This window comes from Ruegeria sp. CDSC051 (assembly GCF_059610665.1).
Genome location: NZ_JBXWOC010000005.1, coordinates 299,687 through 321,241, shown reverse-complemented (window position 1 = coordinate 321,241; position 21,555 = coordinate 299,687). Strand labels below are relative to the sequence as shown.

The window sequence follows — 21,555 nt, the reverse complement described above, 5'->3', positions numbered from 1 at the left end:
TGCGTCAAGGCTTGGGCTGTTTCGTATTGCTAGTCTGATCGGACAAAGCGAAACGGAAAGGAATGCCAATGCCCGATCGCGAAACGCTTAGGCATCATGCTGGTCTTGTTGACCGTATGGCTGGCAAGCTGGGGGTGGATCTGCAGGAATCTGCAATCGCTGGACATATATCGGTGGATCAGATTACCGATGCGGTTCTGCGATGCACCGATTGCCCGAACCCGGGCCATTGCCAATCTTTTTTGAATCAACCGGTTCTGGCAACGCAGACACCCGAATATTGCCGGAACCAGGATTTGTTAAGCAAGTTGATCCCTTAGGGGGGCCGCAATGCCGCGCCTTGGACACCTCACGACTCATTTGCGCCTTGTGTTGAGGATGGGGCAAACTACGGGTACGGATATTGTGCGGGCCCACAATAAAGGTCGGCTAAGTCAGGAAGACTGGGCTGAAATGATCCGCCTGTGTCAGGGATGTGGCTGGGCGGCTGCCTGTCCGGATTGGATGGAAAGACATCCAGATGTTGCAGGAGCACCACAAACCTGCCCGAACAAACATCAATTCGCCGCGTTGAAAGTAATACAAATGCAGGAATTGGGATGAAACACGCTGTACTGGGCGACGTGGAAAAGCACTTTTGGCTGACTCGATCTGTTGCCCGATGCCTTAAGATCTCGTTGACCGAAGCCATGTCCGACGGGCGGTTGAGTCCGGATGAATACGCCGAGATGGTAACGCGTTGCCGGGCCTCGGACTGTCACGAGAAATGCACGATATGGCTGGCCGTACAGCAATCTGATCCCCGTTCAGCGCCCGGGTTCTGCGTAAATAGCCATGTTTTCAACCGGCTGAAGTGATCAGATCTTGGAATGTGTCCCGTCGCAAAACGGTGGGTTAGCGCAGTTTTTACAGCCGCAGAAGAACAGTTTCTTGCTGGTATCAGCGGTGAACTTGACCGGTTCAAAGCTGGTTCCTTTGTGAGATCCATCACAAAATGGCTGCCGATTGGACCGGCCGCACGAGCACCAGAAATAGCTTTTTCCTTCGGTTACTTCGATTGGATAGGGCGCTTTTTGCGCAATGACTGGACCTTCTGGCATCTGATTTCTCCGTTCGCTGACTGTCCCCAGTCTATCGCCTGAACAGATGTGCCGAAAGCAGTAGCTGCCACGCGGCACCCATTCCATGGGCAATCCCCCCGGCATGGTTTTGCCTGCTTTCGCAAACGCGCTGTTGATTTTATTGCAAAATTACCAACCACACCGTATTGTGAAGTCGGCCCCATGTTCAGGGCAATAACAGAAATTAATTAGAGGAATGACGGACATGAAACTCAAATTTGCTGCCGTTAGTGCGTTTGCCCTGGTTCTGGCTGCTTGCTCACAACAGGAAGAGCCGACACCGGTATACATTACCCCAGATTATGACAAATACGGCACGCCGAGCTGCCCGGCAGGGACAGATCTGGCGACGACCGAAGCAGGTCAGACCGTATGTAATCCGACTGCTCAATAAGATTTTCGCGGGCGGATTCCGACATAGCCGCCCGCACAATCGAACAAAAAAGCCGCCCTATGGGTGGCTTTTTTATTGCCTGTCATACGGTGTTAGGGTTTCTGTTTGACCTATTGAATTACCGAGGTCGCATGAGAAAACTTGTCACCCATCTAAAGGACCGCATCCGCTGGAGCTGGCAGGGATTGGCTGCCACTTGGCACAGTGAATACTCGTTCCGCGCTTGGGTCTGCACCAATCTTGTTTCTGCGGGTCTGGCCCTGTGGCTGCCCCTGAGCGATGGCGTTCGGGCTCTGATACTGGTGATCGGTCTGTTGGTTCTGGTGGCCGAACTGTTCAACACGGCGATCGAACGGGCGGTGGATCATACTTCGACCGAACACAATTTATTGGCCGGGCAAGCCAAAGACGCCGCCAGCGCTGCGGTGGCACTGACTGCTTTGGCTGGCGGATTGGCCTGGGTTATCGGGCTGTTGAGCCTTTTTTGACTGCCTTTTGGTCGGTCAATTCAGTCTGGTGAGGCTAGCGAAGCTTGCCCCATAGATCGTATTCCCCGGCCTCGTCTACCTCGACCGAGACGATGTCGCCCGGTTTCAGGGCCTCATACCCTTCGTCGATGAACAGGTTGCCGTCGATCTCGGGCGCATCTGCGGTGGTGCGGCAGGTCGCGGCCTCATCATCGATCTCATCCACGATGACCTGCAGGGTCTGGTCGACCTTTGCGGCCAGTTTGGCCTCGGAAATCGCCTGAGCCTTTTCCATGAACCTCTCCCAGCGGTCCTGTTTGACCTCGGCGGGCACATGGTCAGGAAGATCGTTAGAGCGGGCTCCGTCGACGTTTTCGTACTGAAAACAACCGACGCGATCCAACTGCGCCTCATCCATCCAGTCCAGCAGGGTCTGGAACTCAGCCTCGGTCTCGCCGGGATAGCCCACGATAAAGGTGGATCGCAGAGTGATGTCAGGACAGGTCGCGCGCCAGGCGGCGATCTCGTCCAATGTTCTGGCAGCTGCAGCTGGGCGGGCCATTCGTTTCAAAACATCCGGATGTGCGTGTTGAAAAGGGATATCCAGATAAGGCAGCACGTTGCTGCCAGCATCCGCCATCAGCGGGATCAGTTCACGTACATGCGGGTAGGGATAGACATAGTGCAGACGAATCCAGGCATCCAACTGACCCAATTCACGCGCCAGATCGGTGATATGGCTGCGGACCTCACGGTCTTTCCAGGGATTCACGTCATATTTCCGGTCCAACCCATAGGCCGACGTGTCCTGAGAGATCACGAGCAATTCGCGCACACCGTTATCGACCAGCTTTTCCGCCTCGCGCAGAACAGCATGCGCCGGACGGCTGGCCAGTTTGCCGCGCATGTCCGGGATGATGCAAAACTTGCATTTGTGGTTACAGCCCTCGGATATCTTGAGATAGCTGTAGTGGCGCGGCGTCAGTTGAACGTTGGCCGCAGGCAGCAGATCCACGAAGGGGTCGGGATCAGGCGGCACGGCCTTGTGTACCGCGTCCAGCACCTGTTCGTATTGATGTGGTCCGGTGACGGCCATGATACGCGGGTGATGCTCGCGGATGTAATCGGGTTCGGCCCCCAGGCATCCGGTTACGATAACCTTGCCGTTTTCTACCAAAGCCTCGCCGATGGCATCCAGAGACTCCGCCTTGGCGCTGTCCAGAAATCCGCAGGTATTCACAATCACGGCATCCGCGCCTGAATAGTCCGGCGAGATGCCGTATCCTTCGGCCCTCAGGCGCGTCAGAATCCGCTCGCTGTCGACCAAAGCCTTGGGGCAACCCAGCGATACCATGCCGATGGTCGGCTGGTTCGGACGTAGTGTATCAGTGATCCGGGCAGCAGGTGCCAGGTCGGGGCGGAGGTTTGGCGGGTTTGTGGTCATGGCGCGGCATATAGTGGGGAAAGCTTCCCCTTGCAAATGCGCTGCCGTCTTTGAATGATCTTTTTATAGCGTGCCAAATAAGTCGGAGAGCAGAAAATGAAATGGCTAATGCGCATCCTGTTCCTTTTGGTGGCTGTGGTCGGTCTTGTCATCGGCGCGTTGCTGCTGATGCCGGGCGACAAGTTGGCGACCATTCTGGCCGAGCAGGTCAAGGCACAAACCGGGCGTGATCTGAAACTGTCGGGGGGCGTTAAGCTGTCCTTCTGGCCTGTGCTGGGCATGGAAACCGGGGCGGTTTCCTTCGGAAATGCCTCGTGGGCGGGGTCTGAGCCGATGCTGAGCGCCGAAAGCCTGGCGGTTGGGGTCGATACCTTGGCCATTTTGTCCGGCGATGTGCTGATCAAACGGATTATTGCCGAGAATCCGACCCTCAGACTTGAACTGTCAGACGGGCGCGGAAACTGGGAGTTTGACACGGCCGTCGCCCCGACAGCCAGCGGCTCGGGTGGATCAAAACCGGCCGATGCATCGCGTGCGGTGACACTGGAGCATCTGAAACTGACTCAGGCGCGTCTGATCTTTGTTGAAAATGGATCGGCCCGATTTGATGTCGCAGATGTGGATTTGTCTGCTAGTTGGCCAGCAGTCTCGGCCCCCATGGTTCTGGATGCACAAATGCCGGTTCCGGGCGGTGAGGCCCGCGTGGATATCAAGATACCCGACCTGCCGGCCTATGCCTCGGGCGCGGCATCCGAGATTGAGCTGGCGCTTGCCGCCCCCGGTGGTGACATCGGGTTTGACGGGCGCGTCAACCTTGCCGGAGAGATGGACGGCAAGCTGCAGTTGGAAACCAAAGACACGGAAAAAATGCTGGCTGCGTTTGGTCAGGAGGGCGTTGGAGTGCCGCACGGGTTGGGCCGCGCTGCGAATGTGTCGGGGCAGATGACTTATACCAGAGATGGCCGCATATCTGTGCGCGATCTGGTGGCTTCACTCGACAGTAACCGTTTTACAGGCGAAGTTGATATTGTAATTTCCAACCCGCCACAGATCACCGCTCGGCTGGATGCCAGTGATCTTGATCTTTCTCGCTATAATCAAAGTGGTCAGACGGACTCGTCCAGTTCCGGCGGTTCCGGCTCGGGTGCTGCCTCGGAGGGGTGGTCAAGGGAACCGATCGACGCCTCCGCGCTGGCTTTGGCCAATGGTGAAATTCGACTGACAGCCAAATCTATCGCGTTGCCCGAGCTGACGCTTGGCCCCAGCGACCTGACAATGCGGCTGGACCGGTCTCGGGCTGCATTGGAGATGAACCCGGCAACCTTGTTTTCCGGAACGCTGAACGGGCAGGTGGTGGCCAATAATCGGAATGGGTTGTCCGTTGGCGGCAAGATAAAGGCCAAGGGCATTGACCTCAAACAAGCTCTGACAGCCTTGGTCGGGGTCGAGCGGCTGTCCGGGACCGGGTCGGGATCATTCGAGTTTCTGGGCGTCGGCCAGAACGAGAATCAGATCATGCGTTCTCTCAGCGGTAAGGGCCGCTTGGATGTAGGAAAGGGGCTGATATCGGGTTTTGACCTTGATCGTCTGATGGGACGAGGCAAAGGTTCGGGTGGCACCACCGTGTTCAACAGCCTGACGGCTAGCTTCACCATTGATAAGGGCGTTTTGCAGAACAACGATCTGTTGATGTCGCTGGACAATTTCCGCGCGGATGGCAAAGGAAAAGTCGGGATCGGAGCGCGCAATATCGACTATCTGTTCACGCCAGTCGCTCTGCGTGCGAATTCGGGAGAAGGCCTGTCGGTTCCGGTGCGTATAGTTGGACCATGGAGCAATCCGTCGATCAAGCCGGACCTGACCAAGGTGATCGAAGCGGCCGCCGGAGGAAAAGTCAAAGAGCTTGAGGATGATGTCAAAAAGAAAGTCATCGACAAGATAGGCGGCGATACCGGTACGGCCGGGACTGACGGTGACAGCGTCGAGGACGCGCTGAAGAACAAGCTTGAGGACGAGGCCAAGAAAGGGCTGCTTAAGCTGTTTGGCGGAAATTGAAGTGTCGGGGCCAGAGCCCCGACACCAACGCTCAGATGGTCTGGTCGTAATCCCCGACACCCGGTTCGGTTCGGATGACCGCGTCGATATCCGCAAAAATGGCCCGCATCTCTTCTTCGCTTTCGCTGCTTTCGCAGACGACCACCAGATTGGGCGTATTCGACGAGGCGCGCACCAACCCCCAGCTGCCATTGTCCAGAATGACTCGGGCACCGTTGACAGTGACCACTTCCTTGATCGGGCGACCTGCAAGCGTCTCTCCGGCTTCGGATTTGGCGACCAGCTTTGCGACCAAACGGTCGAGTATGTCGTATTTCTCGGTATCCGCTGCATAGGGGGACATGGTCGGTGTCGACCATGTTTTCGGTAGTGCCTTTCGCAGGTCGGACATGCTTTGGTCCGGGTTGCGGTCCATCAGTTTACAGATCTCAACCGCGACGCGCATGCCGCAATCATAGCCACGGCCAATCGGTTCGGCCAAAAAGTAATGCCCCGACTTTTCGAACCCAGCCAGCGCGTTGATCTCTTTGACTCGCCGCTTCATGTGGCTGTGGCCGGTTTTCCAATAATCTGCCTTGACCCCGCGGGCCTTCAACTCGGGGTCGCTGGCAAAAAGGCCGGTTGATTTCACGTCGGCGACAAAGGTGGCATTGGGGTAAATCTTGGCCAGACCGCGGGCCATGATCACGCCGACCTTATCAGCAAAAATCTCCTCCCCCTCGTCATCCACAACGCCACAGCGGTCACCGTCACCATCGAACCCCAGCGCCATGTCGGCACCGCTGGCTTTCACGGTATCGGACATGTCGTGCAGCATTTCCATCGCTTCTGGGTTCGGGTTGTAATGCGGGAAGGTATAGTCCAGCTGGTTATGGCTGGGCACGACTTCGACCCCCATGCGTTCAAAGATTTCCGGGGCAAAGGCGGATGCGGTGCCGTTCCCTGTGGCACAGACCACTTTGAGAGGTCGGGATATTCTGAAATCGCCGACCAGATCGTCGATATAGGCCTCTTTCACGCCATCAACGAATTCGTAGGACCCGCCAGGGTGGGTCTGCCCTTCGCCATTCAGAACAATGTCTCGCAGTTCCGACATCTCGTCCGGGCCATGGGTCAGGGGACGTTCAAACCCCATCTTGACCCCGGTCCAGCCATTTGGATTGTGGCTGGCCGTGACCATGGCCACCGCTGGAACGTCCAGATGGAACTGAGCGAAATAGGCCATCGGGCTAAGCGCCGGGCCGATATCCTTTACCTGAATTCCCGCCTGCATCAGGCCCAGGATCAGGGCATTTTTAATGGCCAGAGAATAATCACGATAATCATTGGCTACAGCAATCACGGGTTCAATCCCACGCTTGCGCATCTGTGTGCCCAGACCCAACCCCAGTGCGGTCATGCCCGGCAGGTTGATCTCTTCTGGATATTTCCAGCGGGCATCATATTCGCGAAAGCCGGTTGGCTTGATCATTGCGTCGCGCAGAAAGCTCCAGGTGTTCGGAGTCACCTCGGGGTTGGGTTTGGTCATGGGAATACTCTTGTTCAGATCTGGATAGGGTTGGCCTTGGCCAACGCATCAAAACGCATCAATGTATCGATGAGCTGCGGCATCTGGTCCAATGGGATCATATTAGGACCGTCGGAAGGTGCAGTATCAGGGTCCTGATGGGTTTCGATAAAAACCGCACCGATGCCAAGCGAAACCGCAGCGCGGGCCATCACGGGCGCGAATTCTCGCTGCCCACCAGTAGAACCACCTTTGCCGCCAGGCTGCTGTACCGAGTGTGTGGCATCCATTACGACCGGGTATCCCGTTTTGGCCATCTGCGGCAGGCCGCGCATGTCAGCGACCAACGTATTATATCCAAACGAAGTTCCGCGTTCTGTCAGCAGGATGTTTGTGTTCCCAGTGCTTTCTACCTTGCTCACGATGTTGCCCATCTCCCATGGGGCCAAAAACTGTCCTTTTTTGACATTAACCGCCTTGCCGGTTTCGCCAGCTGCGAGCAGCATATCTGTTTGTCGGCATAGAAAGGCAGGGATTTGCAGCACGTCCACAGCCTCGGCCGCAATCGCGCACTGGGCTTCGGTATGTACGTCAGTCAGCACTGGAATGCCCAAGGTTTTGCGGATGTCATCCAGAACCTTGAGCCCTGTGTCTATTCCCATACCTCGCGCACCCGACAGCGAAGTTCGGTTCGCCTTGTCGTACGAGGCTTTAAAGACGTACTGCGCCCCGGCGGCGTCGCAGGCCTCTTTCATTTTTCCTGCGATCATTTGGGCATGATCCGCAGATTCCAGTTGGCAGGGACCGGCGATGATCGTCAGCGGAAGATCATTGCCGACCGTGAGATCGGAGATTTTTACATGTTTCATGTGTCTTACGAGGATACCTGTTCACGAAGGACCGACGCGGTAAGCGAGATCATCAGGTAGATACCAGCAAACAACAGGAAAGCCAAAATCGTATTTTCGAACTTGCGCGGATAGCTGGGTTCCTGACTGGGAACAGGATTGACGGAAACCGTCAGATACCGAACCTGACGATTGGCTTCGGTCCTGGTTGTCTCCATATGCTGCATAGCTGATTGCAGGATCATATCCCGAGCGGCCAGATCGGCCTGTGCCATCTGAATCCGAACACTCAGCCTGGCCAGCGAATTCTCGCCGGCAGAGACATCCAGCATTTCGGCGTTCAATTCCTCCAGCACAACCGTAAGCCGTGCGATATCGGCCTGTGCGCCATCCACCTTGGCTTTGTTTGGGCGGCGATTGTCCAACAAGGCTGCAAGCTGCAGTTCTTTGTCCTGAATAAGCGTCTCGATTTCGTTTATGCGGCCCCGCAACCCGGCAATGACGCTTTCAGGGTCAAGGATTGCGCCTTGCAGCTGAAGCTCGATCAGGTCTTCCTGAGCTTTCTTGCGTTCTTCCTGAGCGCTTACAAACCCTTCCCGGGCATCTTTCATCTGGTCTTCGCGTTTCTTTTCGGTCAGCGCGTTTACCCGTTGCTCGGCATAGGAAATCAGTTCTCGTGAAAACGCGGCCGAAGTCTGGGGGTCAGGTGTCGCCACCTCCATCCGGATCAGGCCATCGGTCGGGTCATATCCGACCGTGATCATGCGTTTGTACAGCTTGTAAGCCTCTTCGAGACTGGCGTCTGGGGACAATCGCTGAATGGGGTCGATCCAGTCCTGTTTGAACACATCAGCGAAACCGGCCTCTGTGTCCAAAAGTTCAAGCGCATCTTTCGATTCCAGAAACTCCTGGGTGGCAACCGAATCCTGCGTGGTCGCAAATTGGGTCCCTGCCAGAAGCCCTCCAATAGAGCCCGCGCCCCCGTCCGCCTGAAGGATCAGAAAGGCAGAGTTGCTGGCGTACATTGGGGTCGCGATCCGATAGAAATAGAGACCCACGACAAAGGTAGGTAGCAGGACAAAGGCCGCAAGCCGCGCAAACAGAGCGAACAGTTTGCGACGGCGGCGGCGGGCGATGTCCCTCTGAATCTGTCCGATTTCACGTTCACGCCGCTCGGCCGGGCTCATCTCGGGTCCGGGCAGATTCTCTGGTGCATCTTTCACGGTCTGGGGCAGGTGGATCGTGATGCGATCATTCGTCTGCTCGTCCGAAGTTTTCTTTTCCGAGGCAAGGTTCAGCAGACTGGAGCGTTCAAACGGATCAATTCCCTTTTTGCGCAACAACCGAACTGCATCATAGTCCGAAGTCGCCGCAAGACCGTTTTTCTGGGCGAGACGACGTGCCACCCTCAGTTGGCGGCCGGTCAGTCCTTCGCGTTTGATAGCGTCGATCTCGGTCCCTACTGGCGGTTCATTTGCTGCGCCGGGCGCCTGTGTGGCCTGGCGAATGCGCGAGATCGCGTCTTCGCGCGTTTCGGCATTTCCCGCAGACCGCCGTTTGCGACGCCAGTTGTATTTATCAGCCCTGGGTTTGGTAGTCATATAACTGCTTTGCCTCTTCCAAGGTTTCGAACAAGTGAAGCTGACCATCCACTAATACCGCCGCCTGACGCGCGAATTTTTCAAGCAGGGCCGGGTTGTGAGAGACGATGACCAGTGTTGTTGTGCGCAGCCGTTCCTGCAGAATGTCGCCTGCCTTTTTGTTGAATTCAACATCTGTTGTGGCCGGCATCCCTTCGTCGATGAGGTACATGTCGAAATCCAGAGCCAGCATCAACGCAAATGTGAACCGCGACCGCATACCGGATGAATAGGTCGCCAGCGGTTGATTGAAATATTCACCCAGGCCACACAGCCAACTGCAATATGCCTCGACATAGTCCGGGTCCATACCATAGATTTTGGCGATATAGCGCGAGTTCTCCAGAGCCGACAGCTTGTTTGAAACTCCGCCGGTAAATCCCATCGGAAAAGAGACGCGGCAGGATTTGCGAATGACCCCTTCGTCGGGTTTCTCTAGTCCGGCCATCATGTTGATCAGGGTGGTTTTTCCGGTACCGTTCGGGGCCAGAATACCGATGGATGTGCCAAGTTCGACGCGAAAAGACACTCTGTCCAGAATCACCTTTCGGCGCGTCCCGGTCCAAAAGGACTTGCTGACATTTTCAAACTCAAGCATCCAAAGCCTGCGGGTTTATCTTGTTGTTGCGCCGTTCGGACCGGCGAAAGAACGGTACCTCTACGGCGCCATATAGGCCACATTATGTCGAATTATGAAATAAATGATCAATGCGTTCCGGGGGTCGTTTTTGGTAATGTGACTTTTGCATCTGTTGGCGTCTGGATGTGTGTTACCTATCTTGCTTTCAGAACACTAACCATCTGATGCGGCACTGATTGCGATCTCATGAACCCACTCGAAAAAGAAATAGAGGCCTGCCGTATTTGTGCCGACCGATTTGCGGCAACCGAAACCGCGCATGAACCAAGACCCATTGTCTGGTTCCGCAAAGACACGCCCATTTTGGTCTGTGGTCAGGCTCCGGGGGCACGAGTGCATGCGTCGGGTCGCCCTTTTACCGACCCTTCCGGTGATCGGCTTCGGGCGTGGTTGGGTGTTGATGAGGAGCTGTTTTATGACCGTTCGCGTGTCTCGATCGTTCCAATGGCGTTTTGCTTTCCTGGCTATGATGCGCGCAAGGCAGATTTGCCTCCTCCGTCAGTATGCGGTCAGACTTGGCACGATCGGGTCATGGCGGATCTTGGGCCTGTGCCGTTGACCATTCTTGTCGGGGGGCACGCCCATAGATATCACCTGAAGTCACGTGGGTCAGTCACCGAAACCGTCCGCAACTGGCGGGACTATGCGCCGCGGGTCTTTGCCTTGCCTCATCCGTCCTGGCGGAATACGGCATGGATGAAGAAAAACCCGTGGTTCGAAGCCGATCTGTTGCCGGTTTTGCGCGCACGGGTGCAAGAGGTTCTGAATGACTGAGATTTCGGCTCTGGACGCCGCCCATGCCGCGGCTGAGGCTGCTCCGCAGGATGATGCGGCCCGTCTGCGTTTCTTTGAACGGCTGGCTGACAGTGAGCTGTTCCTGATGCTGACGGAAGAGGCAAAGAACGAGAATATTTCGCCCGAATTGTTCGATGTGGCAGATGGGCGTTTTGTGCTGGCTTTCGATCGCGAAGACCGGCTGGCCCGCTTCGCAGACCGCCCGGTGCCCTATGTTGCGCTGTCGGGGCGGGTTTTATCGTCTATGTTGTCGGGGCAGGGGATCGGGCTGGGGTTGAACCTTGAGGTTGCCCCGTCCTCGATGTTGATCCCGCCCGAGGCATTGGGCTGGTTGGTGGAAACTTTGCAGCATGGTCCCGAAGAGGTGCAACAGCACCTGTCCGAGTTCCTGGCTCCATCGGGGTTGCCCGACGAACTGCTGACAGCTTTGGACGCCAAGCTGGCTACGGCCATTGGGTTGGCGCAAGCCGCCTATCTGGTCAGCACCAAAACGGCTGAAGGTGGGTTCGGGCATTTGCTGGGTTTTGTCGATGCCGTCGAAGGGGCAGAGGCAGCTCTGGCCAAGGCCGCATCCGAAGCGCTTACCTTTTCCGGGGTCGAAGCTGGGGCAATGGACGTAGGTTTTTTCAAATCAAGTGACACGGCCGCAGCGTCTTTGGCGCGGGTGGGTTTGCGGTACGATCTGCCGCAGCCTGAGGCGCGTGTGAATGCGCATATCGCTCCTGGGCGCGATCCGGACAAACCGCCTTTGCTCAAGTAATGGTAGAATGGGGCTTCGCAGATTGATGCGCGAAGCCCGGTTTGTTTACTCGGCTGCTGGCTCCAGCTTGTCCTGTGTACGCGTTTCAAAGTCGCCGGCCTCGTGGCGTTCGTGAAGCTGTGTATGCTTTTCGCCAAAGGCACGATTGACCATGCGACCACGTTTCACGGCGGGACGGGCGTCAATCTCCTTGGCCCAGCGCATGACGTTCTTGTAGGATTCGACGTCCAGGAACTCGGCTGCGCTGTACAGGCGCCCAAGAACCAGTTGTCCGTACCAGGGCCAGATCGCGATATCGGCGATAGAGTAATCCTCGCCTGCGATATAGGTTTTCTCGGACAACTCCCGATCCAGAACATCCAGCTGCCGCTTGGTTTCCATGGCAAAGCGGTTGATGGGATATTCCCATTTCTCGGGCGCATAGGCGTAGAAATGGCCAAACCCGCCACCCAGATATGGTGCACTGCCCATTTGCCAGAAAACCCAGTTCATCACCTCTGTCCGTTCTGGCCCGGATTCGGGTAGAAATGCGTTGAACCTTTCAGCCAGGTGAAACAGAATCGAGGCACTTTCGAACACGCGCACTGGTTTTTCACCGGACCGATCCCAAAGGGCAGGGATCTTCGAGTTCGGGTTGGCCTCGACAAAGCCCGAACTAAACTGATCTCCCTCGCCGATGTTGATCAGCCAGGCGTTGTACTCGGCCTCTTCATGGCCTAGCGCCAGAAGCTCTTCCAGCATGACGGTTACTTTTACCCCGTTCGGAGTGGCAAGCGAATAGAGCTGCAGAGGATGGCGCCCAGCAGGCAAATCCTTGTCATGAGTTGCCCCCGCAATCGGGCGGTTGATATTAGCGAATTGTCCGCCGTTTTGGCTGTCCCATGTCCAGACCATCGGGGGCGTATAGGTCGATTGCTCGCTCATTTCTTGCCTTTCTCAGCAAAGTTCGGGTGAATTATCCGTTCGCTTCAACAGCTAATATTGCAAAGGGCAAAGTCCAACCCTGCCCGTTGGGAAGATTTTGTAACATTCAGTGCAAAAGACTTCACGTTTTCTCATTCGATGTCACAGCGACGCGAGCGGGACTGCGTTCGATCGAGGAATCACCTATTCTCTGCACAGCCCCGTATTCCGGGCCGATCACCCATCCAATAAAAAAGGACCGCCCTTATGAAACGATTTGCCTGGACCTTAGCTGCGACCTTGGCATTTGCCATGCCTGCCCTTGCAGGTGATCAGTATGTGGACGGCACCGGCTATGCGGTGTCGGGATATGACGTGGTTGCCTATCGCAGTCTGGATCAGGTTGCTGTCGGTCAATCACAGCCCGAAGCCGTTCGCGGAAGGTCAGATATTACGGCCGAATACAACGGCGTTACCTGGGCATTCTCGACCGAAGAGAACCGGGACAAGTTCCTGGAAAACCCTGCTTATTATGCGCCGCAATATGACGGTCACTGCGCCTATGGCGTGTCACGCGGTGGCAAGGTGCCTGCGAACCCGAACTTGTGGCGGATTGTTGATGACAAGCTGTATCTGAACATTACCGATGTGGTTGTCGGGTTCTTTGAAGAAGATATTCCCGGCAATATCAATCTGGCTGAAGGAAACTGGCCGGGCATCGAGGCCGACGGGGCCTCCAGCAGCGTGATCCCGAAGTTTACCTCCGAAGGCCCGGTCGCAAACTGAGAGTTCTGCAACGGATGCAAAGCCCGGCATTGATTTGCCGGGCTTTTGTTTGTCATCCGGCCAACCAGTACTCATCCTGCGTTTGCTGGTCGGCGTTGAATCTGATCCGCACGCTGCGGGCGCCCGGAAATTTCTTGGTCGCAAGCGCAACGGGTACGACAACTTCGCCAGTGCCCGCATCTTTGGACTGAAAGCTCAGAATCTCTGTCTTGACGCGCTTGGAGCCAGCGAGAACACTCGTCGGCAATGCGACGCGGTTAGCACCTTCGCAGACAGGTGCGGAAATGAAATAAGTCAGGTTGCGGCCATGCAAGCCGACAGCGTCCGGAATGTGGTCAGCATCTTGCAGGCGATCCGCATCTTGACTGTCCACCGGGGTGTCCTGCAAGTGGGGCAGCGCCGTATTCAGCATTGCACGACAGGCATCAATATCTTGGGTTTCCAGCTGAATAACGCGTTTGCGCAATCGGGGGCGGCGTGGTTTCCCCGCCGCCGAGCCCGCCAGACCTTTCCCAGCCAGCCCCTCGCTGCGCAGCAAATCATAGGCCGCCTTGGCGTTGGCCAAGGCCGCACCGTCTCCGCCATTCTTATCGGGGTGGGCTTCGAATGCGATGTCGCGCCAGGCCTCTCGAATGTCATCTGAACTGGCGCTTTGAGCCAGACCAAGTGTGCCGAATGCATTGGCGCGGGCACTAACCTTGTCAAAAGGTTCCATACTAAATTCACTCATAAACAAACTATACGACCCCACAATGAATGGGCGGTTGCTAAAGTCAAATTTGTAACAGAATTGAACGGTTTACCGCGACAATGATTAAGGCTTCAGTTGGATTGTTCAAGTGGCCCCTGTTAGGCAGGGCAATCCCAACTTGTTCCACAAAAACACCCGGGGTTTTAGCCCGGGTGCACAGTCTGAAACAAGCGGATATCAAGCGACGTTCTGAAGCTCGGCCTTTGGTGTGACCCCAAGGGCAAAGCACACATCCCGGGTCAGTTCCGGCCGGTTCAGGGTGTAAAAGTGGAGCTTGTCTACTCCGCCCTCGATCAGGTCTGAACAAAGTTCTGTGCACAATGCGGTGGCCAGCAGGTCTTCGCGGTCGTCACGAATGGCCTTCTCAAAGGCATTCTCGATCCAATCCGGAATATGTGTCCCGCATCTGCGGGCAAAGTTGCGCGCCCCTTTCCAGTTTTCGATCGGCAGGATGCCCGGAACGATGGGCTTGTCGATCCCTGCCTTTTCACAGGCATCGCGGAAACGGAAAAAGGTCTCGGCCTCAAAAAAGAACTGTGTCAGGGCTTCGTCGGCCCCAGCGTCCAGCTTGGCCTTTAGCCAGTCGATATCGGCGGAAAAATCCCGTGCTTCGGGGTGTTTGTCTGGATAGGCGCCAACACGGATGCTGAACATCTCGGTTTCTGCCAGTGCTTCGATTAATTCGACCGAGTCCGCGAACCCTTCCGGGTGCGGCGCGAACCGATCCTGACCCTTGGGCGGATCGCCGCGCAAGGCGACGATGTTCTCCACGCCCGCCCGAGCAAAGGTATCTGCGATTTCCAGTGTTTCCTGACGTGACGCATCCACACAAGTCAGATGTGCAGCAACAGGCAGGCCAGAGGACTTGTGCAATGTGGCCACCGCATCGCGCGTCAGCTCGCGCGTGGTGCCCCCCGCGCCATAGGTGACAGAAACAAAGCGCGGTTCAAGCGGTGCCAGTGTTTGCACCGTATCCCAAAGGCGGAATGAAGCCTCAAGTGTCTGTGGCGGGAAAAATTCAAATGAAACTTCTGGTCTTGTCATCTCGGCCTCACGGGTGAAATCTCTGACCCTTGTGCCAGCTTACGCATTGTGAGACAAACTCATATTATTCAAGAACAACATGAGTTCCGCGCAATGCATATCGAATTCCGCCACCTGCGTACGATCAAGGCGATCCATGAATGTGGCGGGCTTGCCCGTGCCGCAGATCAACTGAACATCACTCAATCCGCGTTGAGCCATCAAATCAAAGGCCTAGAGGATCAGGCCGGGGTCGAATTGTTCTTGCGCCGGTCCAAACCGATGAAACTTTCGGCGGCCGGTTTGCGGCTGTTACGCCTGGCCGAGCAGATCCTGCCGCAGGTCGAGGCGACACAGCAGGAGTTCTCTTCTTTGCGCGACGGGCGCACGGGCCGTATGCATATCGCCATTGAATGCCACGCCTGTTTTGAGTGGCTGTTCCCGGTGCTGGAATCCTTTCGTAAATCCTGGGGCGATGTGGATGTCGATATCCGCCCCGGCCTGGCCTTTGATGCCTTGCCGGCTTTGCAAAAAGAAGAGGTCGATCTGGTCGTTTCCTCGGACCCAGAAGATCTGCCCGGTGTCGAATTCATCGAACTCTTTGACTATGACGCAGTGTTTGTCGCGGCTTCGACACACCCGCTTGCCCAGAAAGAGTTCATTGAGGCCGAAGATTTTCGGGGCCAGACCCTGATTACCTATCCGGTCGAACGTACACGGTTGGATGTATTCAGCCAGCTGCTGATCCCTGCGCGGGTTGAACCGGCCGCAATCCGGCAGGTTGAGCTGACCGCTGTGATCCTGTTGCTGGTCGCGTCGAACCGGGGGATATCGGTGCTGCCGGACTGGGTTGTGCGTGAGGTGAAGTATAATTCAGACTATGTCACCCGCCCGCTGACCAAAGACGGAATTACGCGCAGGCTGTACGCCGCAGTGCGCACCGAGGACCTTGAGAAACCCTTTGTACAAGAGCTGATCAAGCTGGCCAAAACCGAGGCGCGTAAGCTGCAGGAGCAATAGGCACAAAACGCGGGTCTGCTATGCGTATCATTCCTCTTGGCAAGGGCGCATTGCCCCAGTATACGCGCGGTTTGACCGGACAGGAGCCTTTGGACAATGGTTGGCAGTGCAAACCTCAACATCATGATCAAAGCCGCGCGCAAAGCGGGGCGTTCACTGGTCAAGGATTTTCGTGAAGTCGAGAACCTTCAGGTGTCGATGAAAGGCGCCGGGGATTTTGTGTCCAAGGCAGACATTGCAGCCGAGGCGATCCTGAAAGAGGAACTGCTTGGCGCGCGCCCGACCTATGGCTGGCTGGCCGAAGAGGGCGGCGAGATTGCCGGCGAAGATCCCACCCGCCGCTGGATTGTGGATCCGCTGGATGGCACCACGAATTTTCTGCACGGCCTGCCGCACTGGGCGATCTCGATCGCGTTGGAACATAAAGGCAAAATTGTTGCCGGTGTGATCTATGACGCCGCCAAGGACGAGATGTTCTTTGCAGAAAATGGCGAAGGCGCATGGATGAACGACACCCGTATCCGCGTTTCGGGTCGTCACCGCATGATCGAGTCGATCTTTTCGACCGGGCTGCCTTTTGGCGGACGGTCTGACTTGCCTGCGACCCTGCAGGATCTGGCACGTCTGATGCCAGTCTGCGCCGGTGTACGTCGGTGGGGCGCAGCAGCGCTGGACATGGCTTATGTTGCTGCTGGCCGGTATGAAGGCTTTTGGGAACGCCGTCTGAATGCCTGGGATGTTGCCGCCGGGATCATCATCGTGAAAGAGGCTGGTGGCTTTGTGCAGGCTTTGAACCCGGAAGGTAACGTGCTGGAGGACGGCGAGGTCATCTGTTCCAACGAGCCCATCTTTGATCAGTTTTCCAAGGTCATCCGGGGCTGAGCCAGCAACAGACAGGTCAAGCAAGCGCGCCCGATTGAGGCGCGCTTTTTCGTTTCAGAGGGTCGCGCGCTGGGCTAGATCGGCCTCTTCAGCCAATCGTGCAGCGACTGAGGCGACTGCAAGATCCTGCAACCCGACCCCGGTTCCATCAAACAGAGTGATCTGATCGTCGCTTGTCCGACCGGGGTGGTCGCCATTGATGACGGCGCCGATGGGCGCGATTGCATCCTCGGTCAAGGCGCCAAGGCTGATGGCATGTTGGGCCTCGCCGATTGTCACGGACTGGGCGACCTCGTCGGTAAAGACAGTCGCCGCAGCGACGAGATCCGCGTCAACCTCCTGTTTGCCTTTGGTGTCGGTGCCCATGCAAGCTAGATGCGTGCCGGGCTTGATCCAGTCTTTCATCAAGAGCGGCTCAAAAGCCGAGGTGATGGTGATGATCACATCCGCCTGTGCGCCCAGCTCCTGTTGGCTGACGGCCTCGAATTCCAACCCAACCTCAGTGGCCACAGCTGCAAGGCGGGGCAGCATGTCGGGATGCGGGTTCCAGGCAACGACCTTTTCGAAGTCGCGCTGTTCCGCCGCCGCCCGCAGCTGGAAAGTTGACTGATGTCCGGCCCCGACCATACCAAGTACTCTTGCGTCTTGCCGCGCCAGATGCGCGATCGAAACCGCCGAAGAGGCCGCTGTGCGCACCGCTGTCAGGTAATTGCCCCCGACAAGCGCGGACAATCGCCCGGTATCGGGGTCGAACAGAAACACCGTGGATTGGTGGTTGGTCAGGCCCTTCGCCGCATTGCCCGGCCAGTATCCACCGGATTTGAGGCCCAGCACCTGACCGTCGCGGTCAAATCCCGATTTGAACCCATAGAGAGCGTCGGCATGGCCCAAAGCCTCGCGGATAACGGGAAAGTTCCACGCGCCACCTTTAGCCATCGCACCGAACACAGCCTGTACAGCGTCAAAGGCCTGCTGGCGTCCTACCAGTTTCTCGCACAGATCTTCGCCTACAATCAGCAGGCCGTCGCTTTTCATAACATCCCTCATCTCAAAAGGCTTTCCCGCGGGCCGAGACCGGCCACAGGGCTTCGACTTTGCCGCCCCGTACGCCCACATACCAATCATGGACATTGCATGTGGGGTCACAGTGGCCCGGCACCAACCGAAGCTTGTCATTGACTCTCAGTACGCCGTCTGGATCCCCGATAACCCCATGCTCGTCCGAGCACTTGAGGTATTCGACATCATCACGCCCGAACACAAATGGCAGGCCGCTATCGACCGACTGCGCCTTGAGGCCGGCGTCGCAGATGGCCTTGTCTGCTTTGGCGTGGCTCATGACGCTGGTCAGGATGAACAGCGCATTTTCCCATTCTCCCTGATCAATCCGCTGGCCGTTCTGATCCAGAATCCGCCCATAATCCGCGTCCATGAAGGCGTAAGAGCCGCATTGCAATTCGTTGTAAACGCCCGAGTTACTTTCGAAATAATAGGAACCGGTGCCGCCGCCCGAAACCAGTTCGCACTCGATCCCTTCTGCTTTCAACCCGGCGACAGCGTCTTTGACCATGGCAATGGCAACATCCAGCTTCTCTTTACGGGCCTCATAGGTGTCGAGATGTTGCATCGCACCCTGATAGGCCTGAATGCCGGTGAATTTCAGATTTGGCGCTGCTTGCACAGCTTTGGCAATCTCGATGACCGCCGGTGTCGTGGTTACACCACAGCGCCCTGCGCCGCAGTCGATCTCGATGAACACTTCCAGTTCTGTGCCGTGACGCGAAGCGGCAGCCGACAGGTCGGAGATATTGTCGATATCGTCCACGCAGACAATGATACGCGCGCCGAAATTGGGCAGCCGTGCCAGTCGGTCAATCTTGGCCGGGTCGCGCACCTGGTTGGATACAAGGATGTCCGTAATGCCGCCACGGGCAAATACCTCGGCTTCCGACACTTTCTGACAGCAGACGCCGACCGAACCGCCCAACCGTTCCTGCAGCTTGGCCACATCGACCGATTTGTGCATCTTGCCATGAACACGATGGCGCATCCCATGGGCCTTTGCGAAATCGCCCATCTTTCGGATGTTGCTCTCTAGCGCGTCCAGATCAAGGATCAGGCAAGGCGTCTGTATCTCGCTTTCGTCCATGCCGATCGCGGCAGGGATGTCGAAGCCGACCTCGAGGTCTTCAAAATTTACGGTCTTGTTCATGTTGTTTCTCCTTACCCTTTCAGCCAGGGCAGTTTGTCCAAGTCTACATTGCCACCGGTCACGATGACGCCAATGCGCTTGCCTCGGAAAACCTCTGGGTTCTTCAAAATGGTTGCCAGAGGAACCGCCGAAGACGGCTCCATCACCACGCGCAGGTGCTTCCAGGTCAGTTTCATCGCTTCGATGATTTCCTCTTCCGAGGCGGTAAAAATATCGGTCACGTGGTTGGATACGAAATGCCAGGTGTTTTCTTTCAGGGGCACCAGCAGCCCATCCGCAACTGTCTTGGGGGCGTCGTCTGCGATGATATGACCGGCCTTGAAGGACCGGTAAGCGTCATCCGCCTGTTCCGGTTCCGCTGCATAAATTGCTGTCTCGGGCGCAAGGTTCGAAACCGTCAGACAGGTGCCTGAAATCATGCCGCCACCGCCGATGGGTGCGATAACGGCGTCCATACCACCAGTCTGTTCCAGCAGTTCGGCGGAGCAGGTGGCCTGACCGATAATCACACGCGGGTCGTTATAGGGGTGAACAAATTCGCCACCGGTTCGGGCCTGAACCTCGGCAAATGTTGCTTCGCGCGAGCTTGTCGAAGGGTCACATTCGGTGATTGTACCGCCATATCGGCGAACTGCATCCTTCTTGGCCTGCGGGGCTGTGCGCGGCATGACCACGTTGCACGGAATACCGCGGCGGCCGGCCGCATAAGACAAAGACAAGGCGTGGTTGCCGCTGGAATGCGTGCAGACACCCTTGGGCATCAAATGGTCTGCAAGGCCGAATACAGCGTTGCAGGCCCCACGCACCTTAAAGGCCCCGGCTTCTTGGAAATTTTCGCATTTGAAGAACAGCTGCGCGCCGGTCAGGTCATTCAGGTGGTCCGAAACCATGACCGGAGTTCGGCGGATATGCGGTTTGATCCGATCATGCGCGACACGCATGTCCTCGATCGTCAGATCCGCGGCAGAGGGGTGATCCAACATTGTCATTCTCCTTACGCCGCGGCCTCGGTTCGGTTGCCGGGTGTGGCGCGAAAGTGTTCCTGGGCTGCGGCGACGCCAGAGCCCAACGTGATCGGATAGCTTAGATCGGCCATTGCCATCTCGATCGTACAGAGTCCGGACAGGACCATCGCATCTGTCAGACTGCCCAGATGCCCAATACGGAACGCCTTGCCGTGCAACTGGCCCAAGCCAACACCAAAGGACATCCCGTAGGTGTTAAAGGCATGGTCGGTCAGAATGTTGCTGTCGAACCCTTCGGGCACGTAGATTGCGCTGACCGTGTCCGAGTAAAGGTCTGGCGATTGAGCAACCAGTTCCAGCCCCCAAGCATCGACGGCGCGCCGGACGCCCTCGGCAAGCCGATGATGACGGGCGTAAACATTCGGTAAGCCTTCTTCAAACAGCATCTTCAGGCTTTCACGCAGCCCGTAGATCAGTTGCAGAGGTGGTGTATAGGGAAACCCTCCGGTCGCATTGGCCGCCATCATATCCCGGAAATCGAAAAAGGTCCGGTGCAGCTCTGCGGTTTCCATCGCGTCCAGCGCTTTCTGGCTGACGCAAAGGATGGCCATGCCAGTGGCCAGCATGAATCCCTTCTGCGATCCCGAAACCGCGATGTCGACGCCCCAGCGGTCGAACTCGAACGGTACAGAGGCCAAAGAGCTGACGCAGTCCACCATCAAAAGCGCCGGATGATTGGCGGCATCCATCGCCCGCCTTACAGCCCCGATATCCGAAAGCACCCCTGTCGCCGTCTCATTATGAGTGACCAGGACGGCGCGAATTTCATGCGCTTTGTCCCCAGTCAGAACCGTCTGAAATTGGTCAGCGGGAGCGCCGCTGCCCCAAGGGCAGTCGATGACCTGAACGTCAAGCCCGTGACGTGTGCACAGATCAATCCAGCGGTGGCTGAAAACGCCATAGCGCGCAATCAGGACCTTATCACCGGGGCTGAGCGTGTTGGTGATTGCAGCCTCCCATCCACCTGTGCCGCTGGCGGGAAAGGTAACGATCTGGGCCGCAACGGTATCAAAGACCTTCTTGGTGTCTTCCAGTACGGGTGCAAATGTCTGGACAAAGTCCGGCGCGCGATGATCCTGCGTCTGGACCTGCATGGCCAGGCGTAATCTATCAGGTATGTTGGTCGGGCCGGGAATGAAAACCGGGTTTTGGTTCGACATGGCTTGTTCCTCTGCTTTGGAGATAAGTGTCCGGGAAAAAGCTGCATTACGCAATTTTCTTGAAAAATATTTTCATTTATTGAAGATAAATATTAAGCTACTGATATATTAAACTTTTCCGT

The 21,555-nt window shown here is 56.6% G+C and carries 24 protein-coding genes; 11 read left to right on the top strand and 13 right to left on the bottom strand.

Features of this window, described 5'->3' with window-relative positions; all coding sequences use genetic code 11:
- Window positions 1-62 precede the first annotated feature (62 nt).
- Genes AC2FH0_RS14260 through AC2FH0_RS14250 form a run of 3 tightly spaced genes read left to right on the top strand, consistent with a single transcriptional unit; the run spans window position 63 to window position 857 of the window.
- Window positions 63-320, top strand: a complete 258-nt coding sequence (locus AC2FH0_RS14260; protein WP_496693872.1) for a DUF6455 family protein — start codon at window positions 63-65, stop codon at window positions 318-320.
- A gap of 10 nt (window positions 321-330) precedes the next feature.
- Window positions 331-603 (top strand): DUF6455 family protein, encoded by a 273-nt coding sequence (locus AC2FH0_RS14255; RefSeq protein ID WP_496789638.1) that lies wholly within the window; start codon window positions 331-333, stop codon window positions 601-603.
- Window positions 600-857, top strand: coding sequence for a DUF6455 family protein (locus AC2FH0_RS14250; protein ID WP_496689582.1), 258 nt, complete (start codon window positions 600-602; stop codon window positions 855-857). The genes AC2FH0_RS14255 and AC2FH0_RS14250 overlap by 4 nt, the downstream gene beginning before the upstream one ends.
- On the opposite strand, the gene AC2FH0_RS14245 is transcribed toward AC2FH0_RS14250, so the two are convergent.
- Window positions 858-1,100, bottom strand: a complete 243-nt coding sequence (locus AC2FH0_RS14245) for a CDGSH iron-sulfur domain-containing protein (protein WP_496701530.1) — start codon at window positions 1,098-1,100, stop codon at window positions 858-860.
- A gap of 226 nt (window positions 1,101-1,326) precedes the next feature.
- On the opposite strand from AC2FH0_RS14245, the gene AC2FH0_RS14240 reads away from it, so the two are divergent.
- Both AC2FH0_RS14240 and AC2FH0_RS14235 read left to right on the top strand, forming a co-directional pair.
- The gene (locus tag AC2FH0_RS14240) at window positions 1,327-1,515 is read left to right on the top strand and encodes a hypothetical protein (protein WP_142636616.1); all 189 of its coding nucleotides are present in this window, start codon (window positions 1,327-1,329) and stop codon (window positions 1,513-1,515) included.
- A 131-nt stretch (window positions 1,516-1,646) separates the two neighbouring features.
- Window positions 1,647-2,003: a diacylglycerol kinase gene (locus tag AC2FH0_RS14235; RefSeq protein ID WP_496690995.1), complete on the top strand. Its 357-nt coding sequence runs from the start codon at window positions 1,647-1,649 to the stop codon at window positions 2,001-2,003.
- 34 nt (window positions 2,004-2,037) lie between these two features.
- Here AC2FH0_RS14235 and rimO read toward each other — a convergent pair whose 3' ends face one another.
- Window positions 2,038-3,426, bottom strand: a complete 1,389-nt coding sequence (rimO, locus tag AC2FH0_RS14230) for a 30S ribosomal protein S12 methylthiotransferase RimO (protein WP_496789637.1) — start codon at window positions 3,424-3,426, stop codon at window positions 2,038-2,040.
- A gap of 96 nt (window positions 3,427-3,522) precedes the next feature.
- On the opposite strand from rimO, the gene AC2FH0_RS14225 reads away from it, so the two are divergent.
- The gene (locus tag AC2FH0_RS14225) at window positions 3,523-5,481 is read left to right on the top strand and encodes an AsmA family protein (RefSeq protein WP_496708712.1); all 1,959 of its coding nucleotides are present in this window, start codon (window positions 3,523-3,525) and stop codon (window positions 5,479-5,481) included.
- Between the two features lie 31 nt (window positions 5,482-5,512).
- Here AC2FH0_RS14225 and AC2FH0_RS14220 read toward each other — a convergent pair whose 3' ends face one another.
- Genes AC2FH0_RS14220 through AC2FH0_RS14205 form a run of 4 tightly spaced genes read right to left on the bottom strand, consistent with a single transcriptional unit; the run spans window position 5,513 to window position 10,074 of the window.
- Complete coding sequence (locus AC2FH0_RS14220) at window positions 5,513-7,009, bottom strand: phosphomannomutase/phosphoglucomutase (RefSeq protein ID WP_496708713.1); 1,497 nt, start codon at window positions 7,007-7,009, stop codon at window positions 5,513-5,515.
- A gap of 14 nt (window positions 7,010-7,023) precedes the next feature.
- Complete coding sequence (gene kdsA, locus AC2FH0_RS14215; protein ID WP_496708714.1) at window positions 7,024-7,857, bottom strand: 3-deoxy-8-phosphooctulonate synthase; 834 nt, start codon at window positions 7,855-7,857, stop codon at window positions 7,024-7,026.
- Between the two features lie 5 nt (window positions 7,858-7,862).
- Window positions 7,863-9,437: a KpsE/RkpR family capsule polysaccharide export protein gene (locus AC2FH0_RS14210; protein ID WP_496690992.1), complete on the bottom strand. Its 1,575-nt coding sequence runs from the start codon at window positions 9,435-9,437 to the stop codon at window positions 7,863-7,865.
- Entirely contained in the window at window positions 9,415-10,074 is a 660-nt protein-coding gene (locus AC2FH0_RS14205) for an ABC transporter ATP-binding protein (RefSeq protein ID WP_142636630.1), read from the bottom strand. The genes AC2FH0_RS14210 and AC2FH0_RS14205 overlap by 23 nt, the downstream gene beginning before the upstream one ends.
- A gap of 228 nt (window positions 10,075-10,302) precedes the next feature.
- Here AC2FH0_RS14205 and AC2FH0_RS14200 point away from each other — a divergent pair, with 228 nt between their 5' ends.
- Window positions 10,303-10,890 carry a uracil-DNA glycosylase family protein gene (locus AC2FH0_RS14200; RefSeq protein WP_496690991.1) on the top strand — a complete coding sequence of 196 codons (588 nt, stop codon included), beginning with the start codon at window positions 10,303-10,305 and terminating at the stop codon, window positions 10,888-10,890.
- Complete coding sequence (locus AC2FH0_RS14195; RefSeq protein WP_281972684.1) at window positions 10,883-11,671, top strand: SseB family protein; 789 nt, start codon at window positions 10,883-10,885, stop codon at window positions 11,669-11,671. Before AC2FH0_RS14200 ends, AC2FH0_RS14195 begins: the two co-directional genes overlap by 8 nt.
- 45 nt (window positions 11,672-11,716) lie before the next feature.
- Here the strand turns inward: AC2FH0_RS14195 and yghU are convergent, their stop codons facing one another.
- On the bottom strand, window positions 11,717-12,595 hold the full coding sequence (gene yghU, locus AC2FH0_RS14190) for a glutathione-dependent disulfide-bond oxidoreductase (RefSeq protein ID WP_271949300.1): 879 nt from the start codon (window positions 12,593-12,595) through the stop codon (window positions 11,717-11,719).
- Between the two features lie 246 nt (window positions 12,596-12,841).
- On the opposite strand from yghU, the gene AC2FH0_RS14185 reads away from it, so the two are divergent.
- Entirely contained in the window at window positions 12,842-13,360 is a 519-nt protein-coding gene (locus AC2FH0_RS14185) for a YHS domain-containing (seleno)protein (protein ID WP_142636638.1), read from the top strand.
- A 52-nt stretch (window positions 13,361-13,412) separates the two neighbouring features.
- Here AC2FH0_RS14185 and AC2FH0_RS14180 read toward each other — a convergent pair whose 3' ends face one another.
- Window positions 13,413-14,075 carry a J domain-containing protein gene (locus tag AC2FH0_RS14180; protein ID WP_496789635.1) on the bottom strand — a complete coding sequence of 221 codons (663 nt, stop codon included), beginning with the start codon at window positions 14,073-14,075 and terminating at the stop codon, window positions 13,413-13,415.
- 213 nt (window positions 14,076-14,288) lie between these two features.
- Window positions 14,289-15,155, bottom strand: coding sequence for a methylenetetrahydrofolate reductase [NAD(P)H] (gene metF, locus AC2FH0_RS14175; protein WP_496789634.1), 867 nt, complete (start codon window positions 15,153-15,155; stop codon window positions 14,289-14,291).
- Window positions 15,156-15,248: 93 nt separating this feature from the next.
- On the opposite strand from metF, the gene AC2FH0_RS14170 reads away from it, so the two are divergent.
- Both AC2FH0_RS14170 and AC2FH0_RS14165 read left to right on the top strand, forming a co-directional pair.
- Window positions 15,249-16,154, top strand: a complete 906-nt coding sequence (locus AC2FH0_RS14170) for a LysR family transcriptional regulator (protein ID WP_271949308.1) — start codon at window positions 15,249-15,251, stop codon at window positions 16,152-16,154.
- A 96-nt stretch (window positions 16,155-16,250) separates the two neighbouring features.
- Entirely contained in the window at window positions 16,251-17,036 is a 786-nt protein-coding gene (locus AC2FH0_RS14165) for an inositol monophosphatase family protein (protein WP_142636646.1), read from the top strand.
- 54 nt (window positions 17,037-17,090) lie between these two features.
- On the opposite strand, the gene bhcD is transcribed toward AC2FH0_RS14165, so the two are convergent.
- The 4 genes from bhcD to bhcA are packed head-to-tail and all read right to left on the bottom strand — an operon-like array spanning window position 17,091 to window position 21,433.
- Entirely contained in the window at window positions 17,091-18,071 is a 981-nt protein-coding gene (bhcD, locus tag AC2FH0_RS14160; protein ID WP_271949311.1) for an iminosuccinate reductase BhcD, read from the bottom strand.
- 13 nt (window positions 18,072-18,084) lie between these two features.
- Entirely contained in the window at window positions 18,085-19,248 is a 1,164-nt protein-coding gene (bhcC, locus tag AC2FH0_RS14155) for a 3-hydroxy-D-aspartate aldolase BhcC (protein ID WP_496789633.1), read from the bottom strand.
- An 11-nt stretch (window positions 19,249-19,259) separates the two neighbouring features.
- Window positions 19,260-20,231 (bottom strand): beta-hydroxyaspartate dehydratase BhcB, encoded by a 972-nt coding sequence (bhcB, locus tag AC2FH0_RS14150; RefSeq protein ID WP_496789632.1) that lies wholly within the window; start codon window positions 20,229-20,231, stop codon window positions 19,260-19,262.
- 11 nt (window positions 20,232-20,242) lie between these two features.
- Entirely contained in the window at window positions 20,243-21,433 is a 1,191-nt protein-coding gene (bhcA, locus tag AC2FH0_RS14145) for an L-aspartate--glyoxylate aminotransferase BhcA (protein ID WP_496694738.1), read from the bottom strand.
- Window positions 21,434-21,555 lie beyond the last annotated feature (122 nt).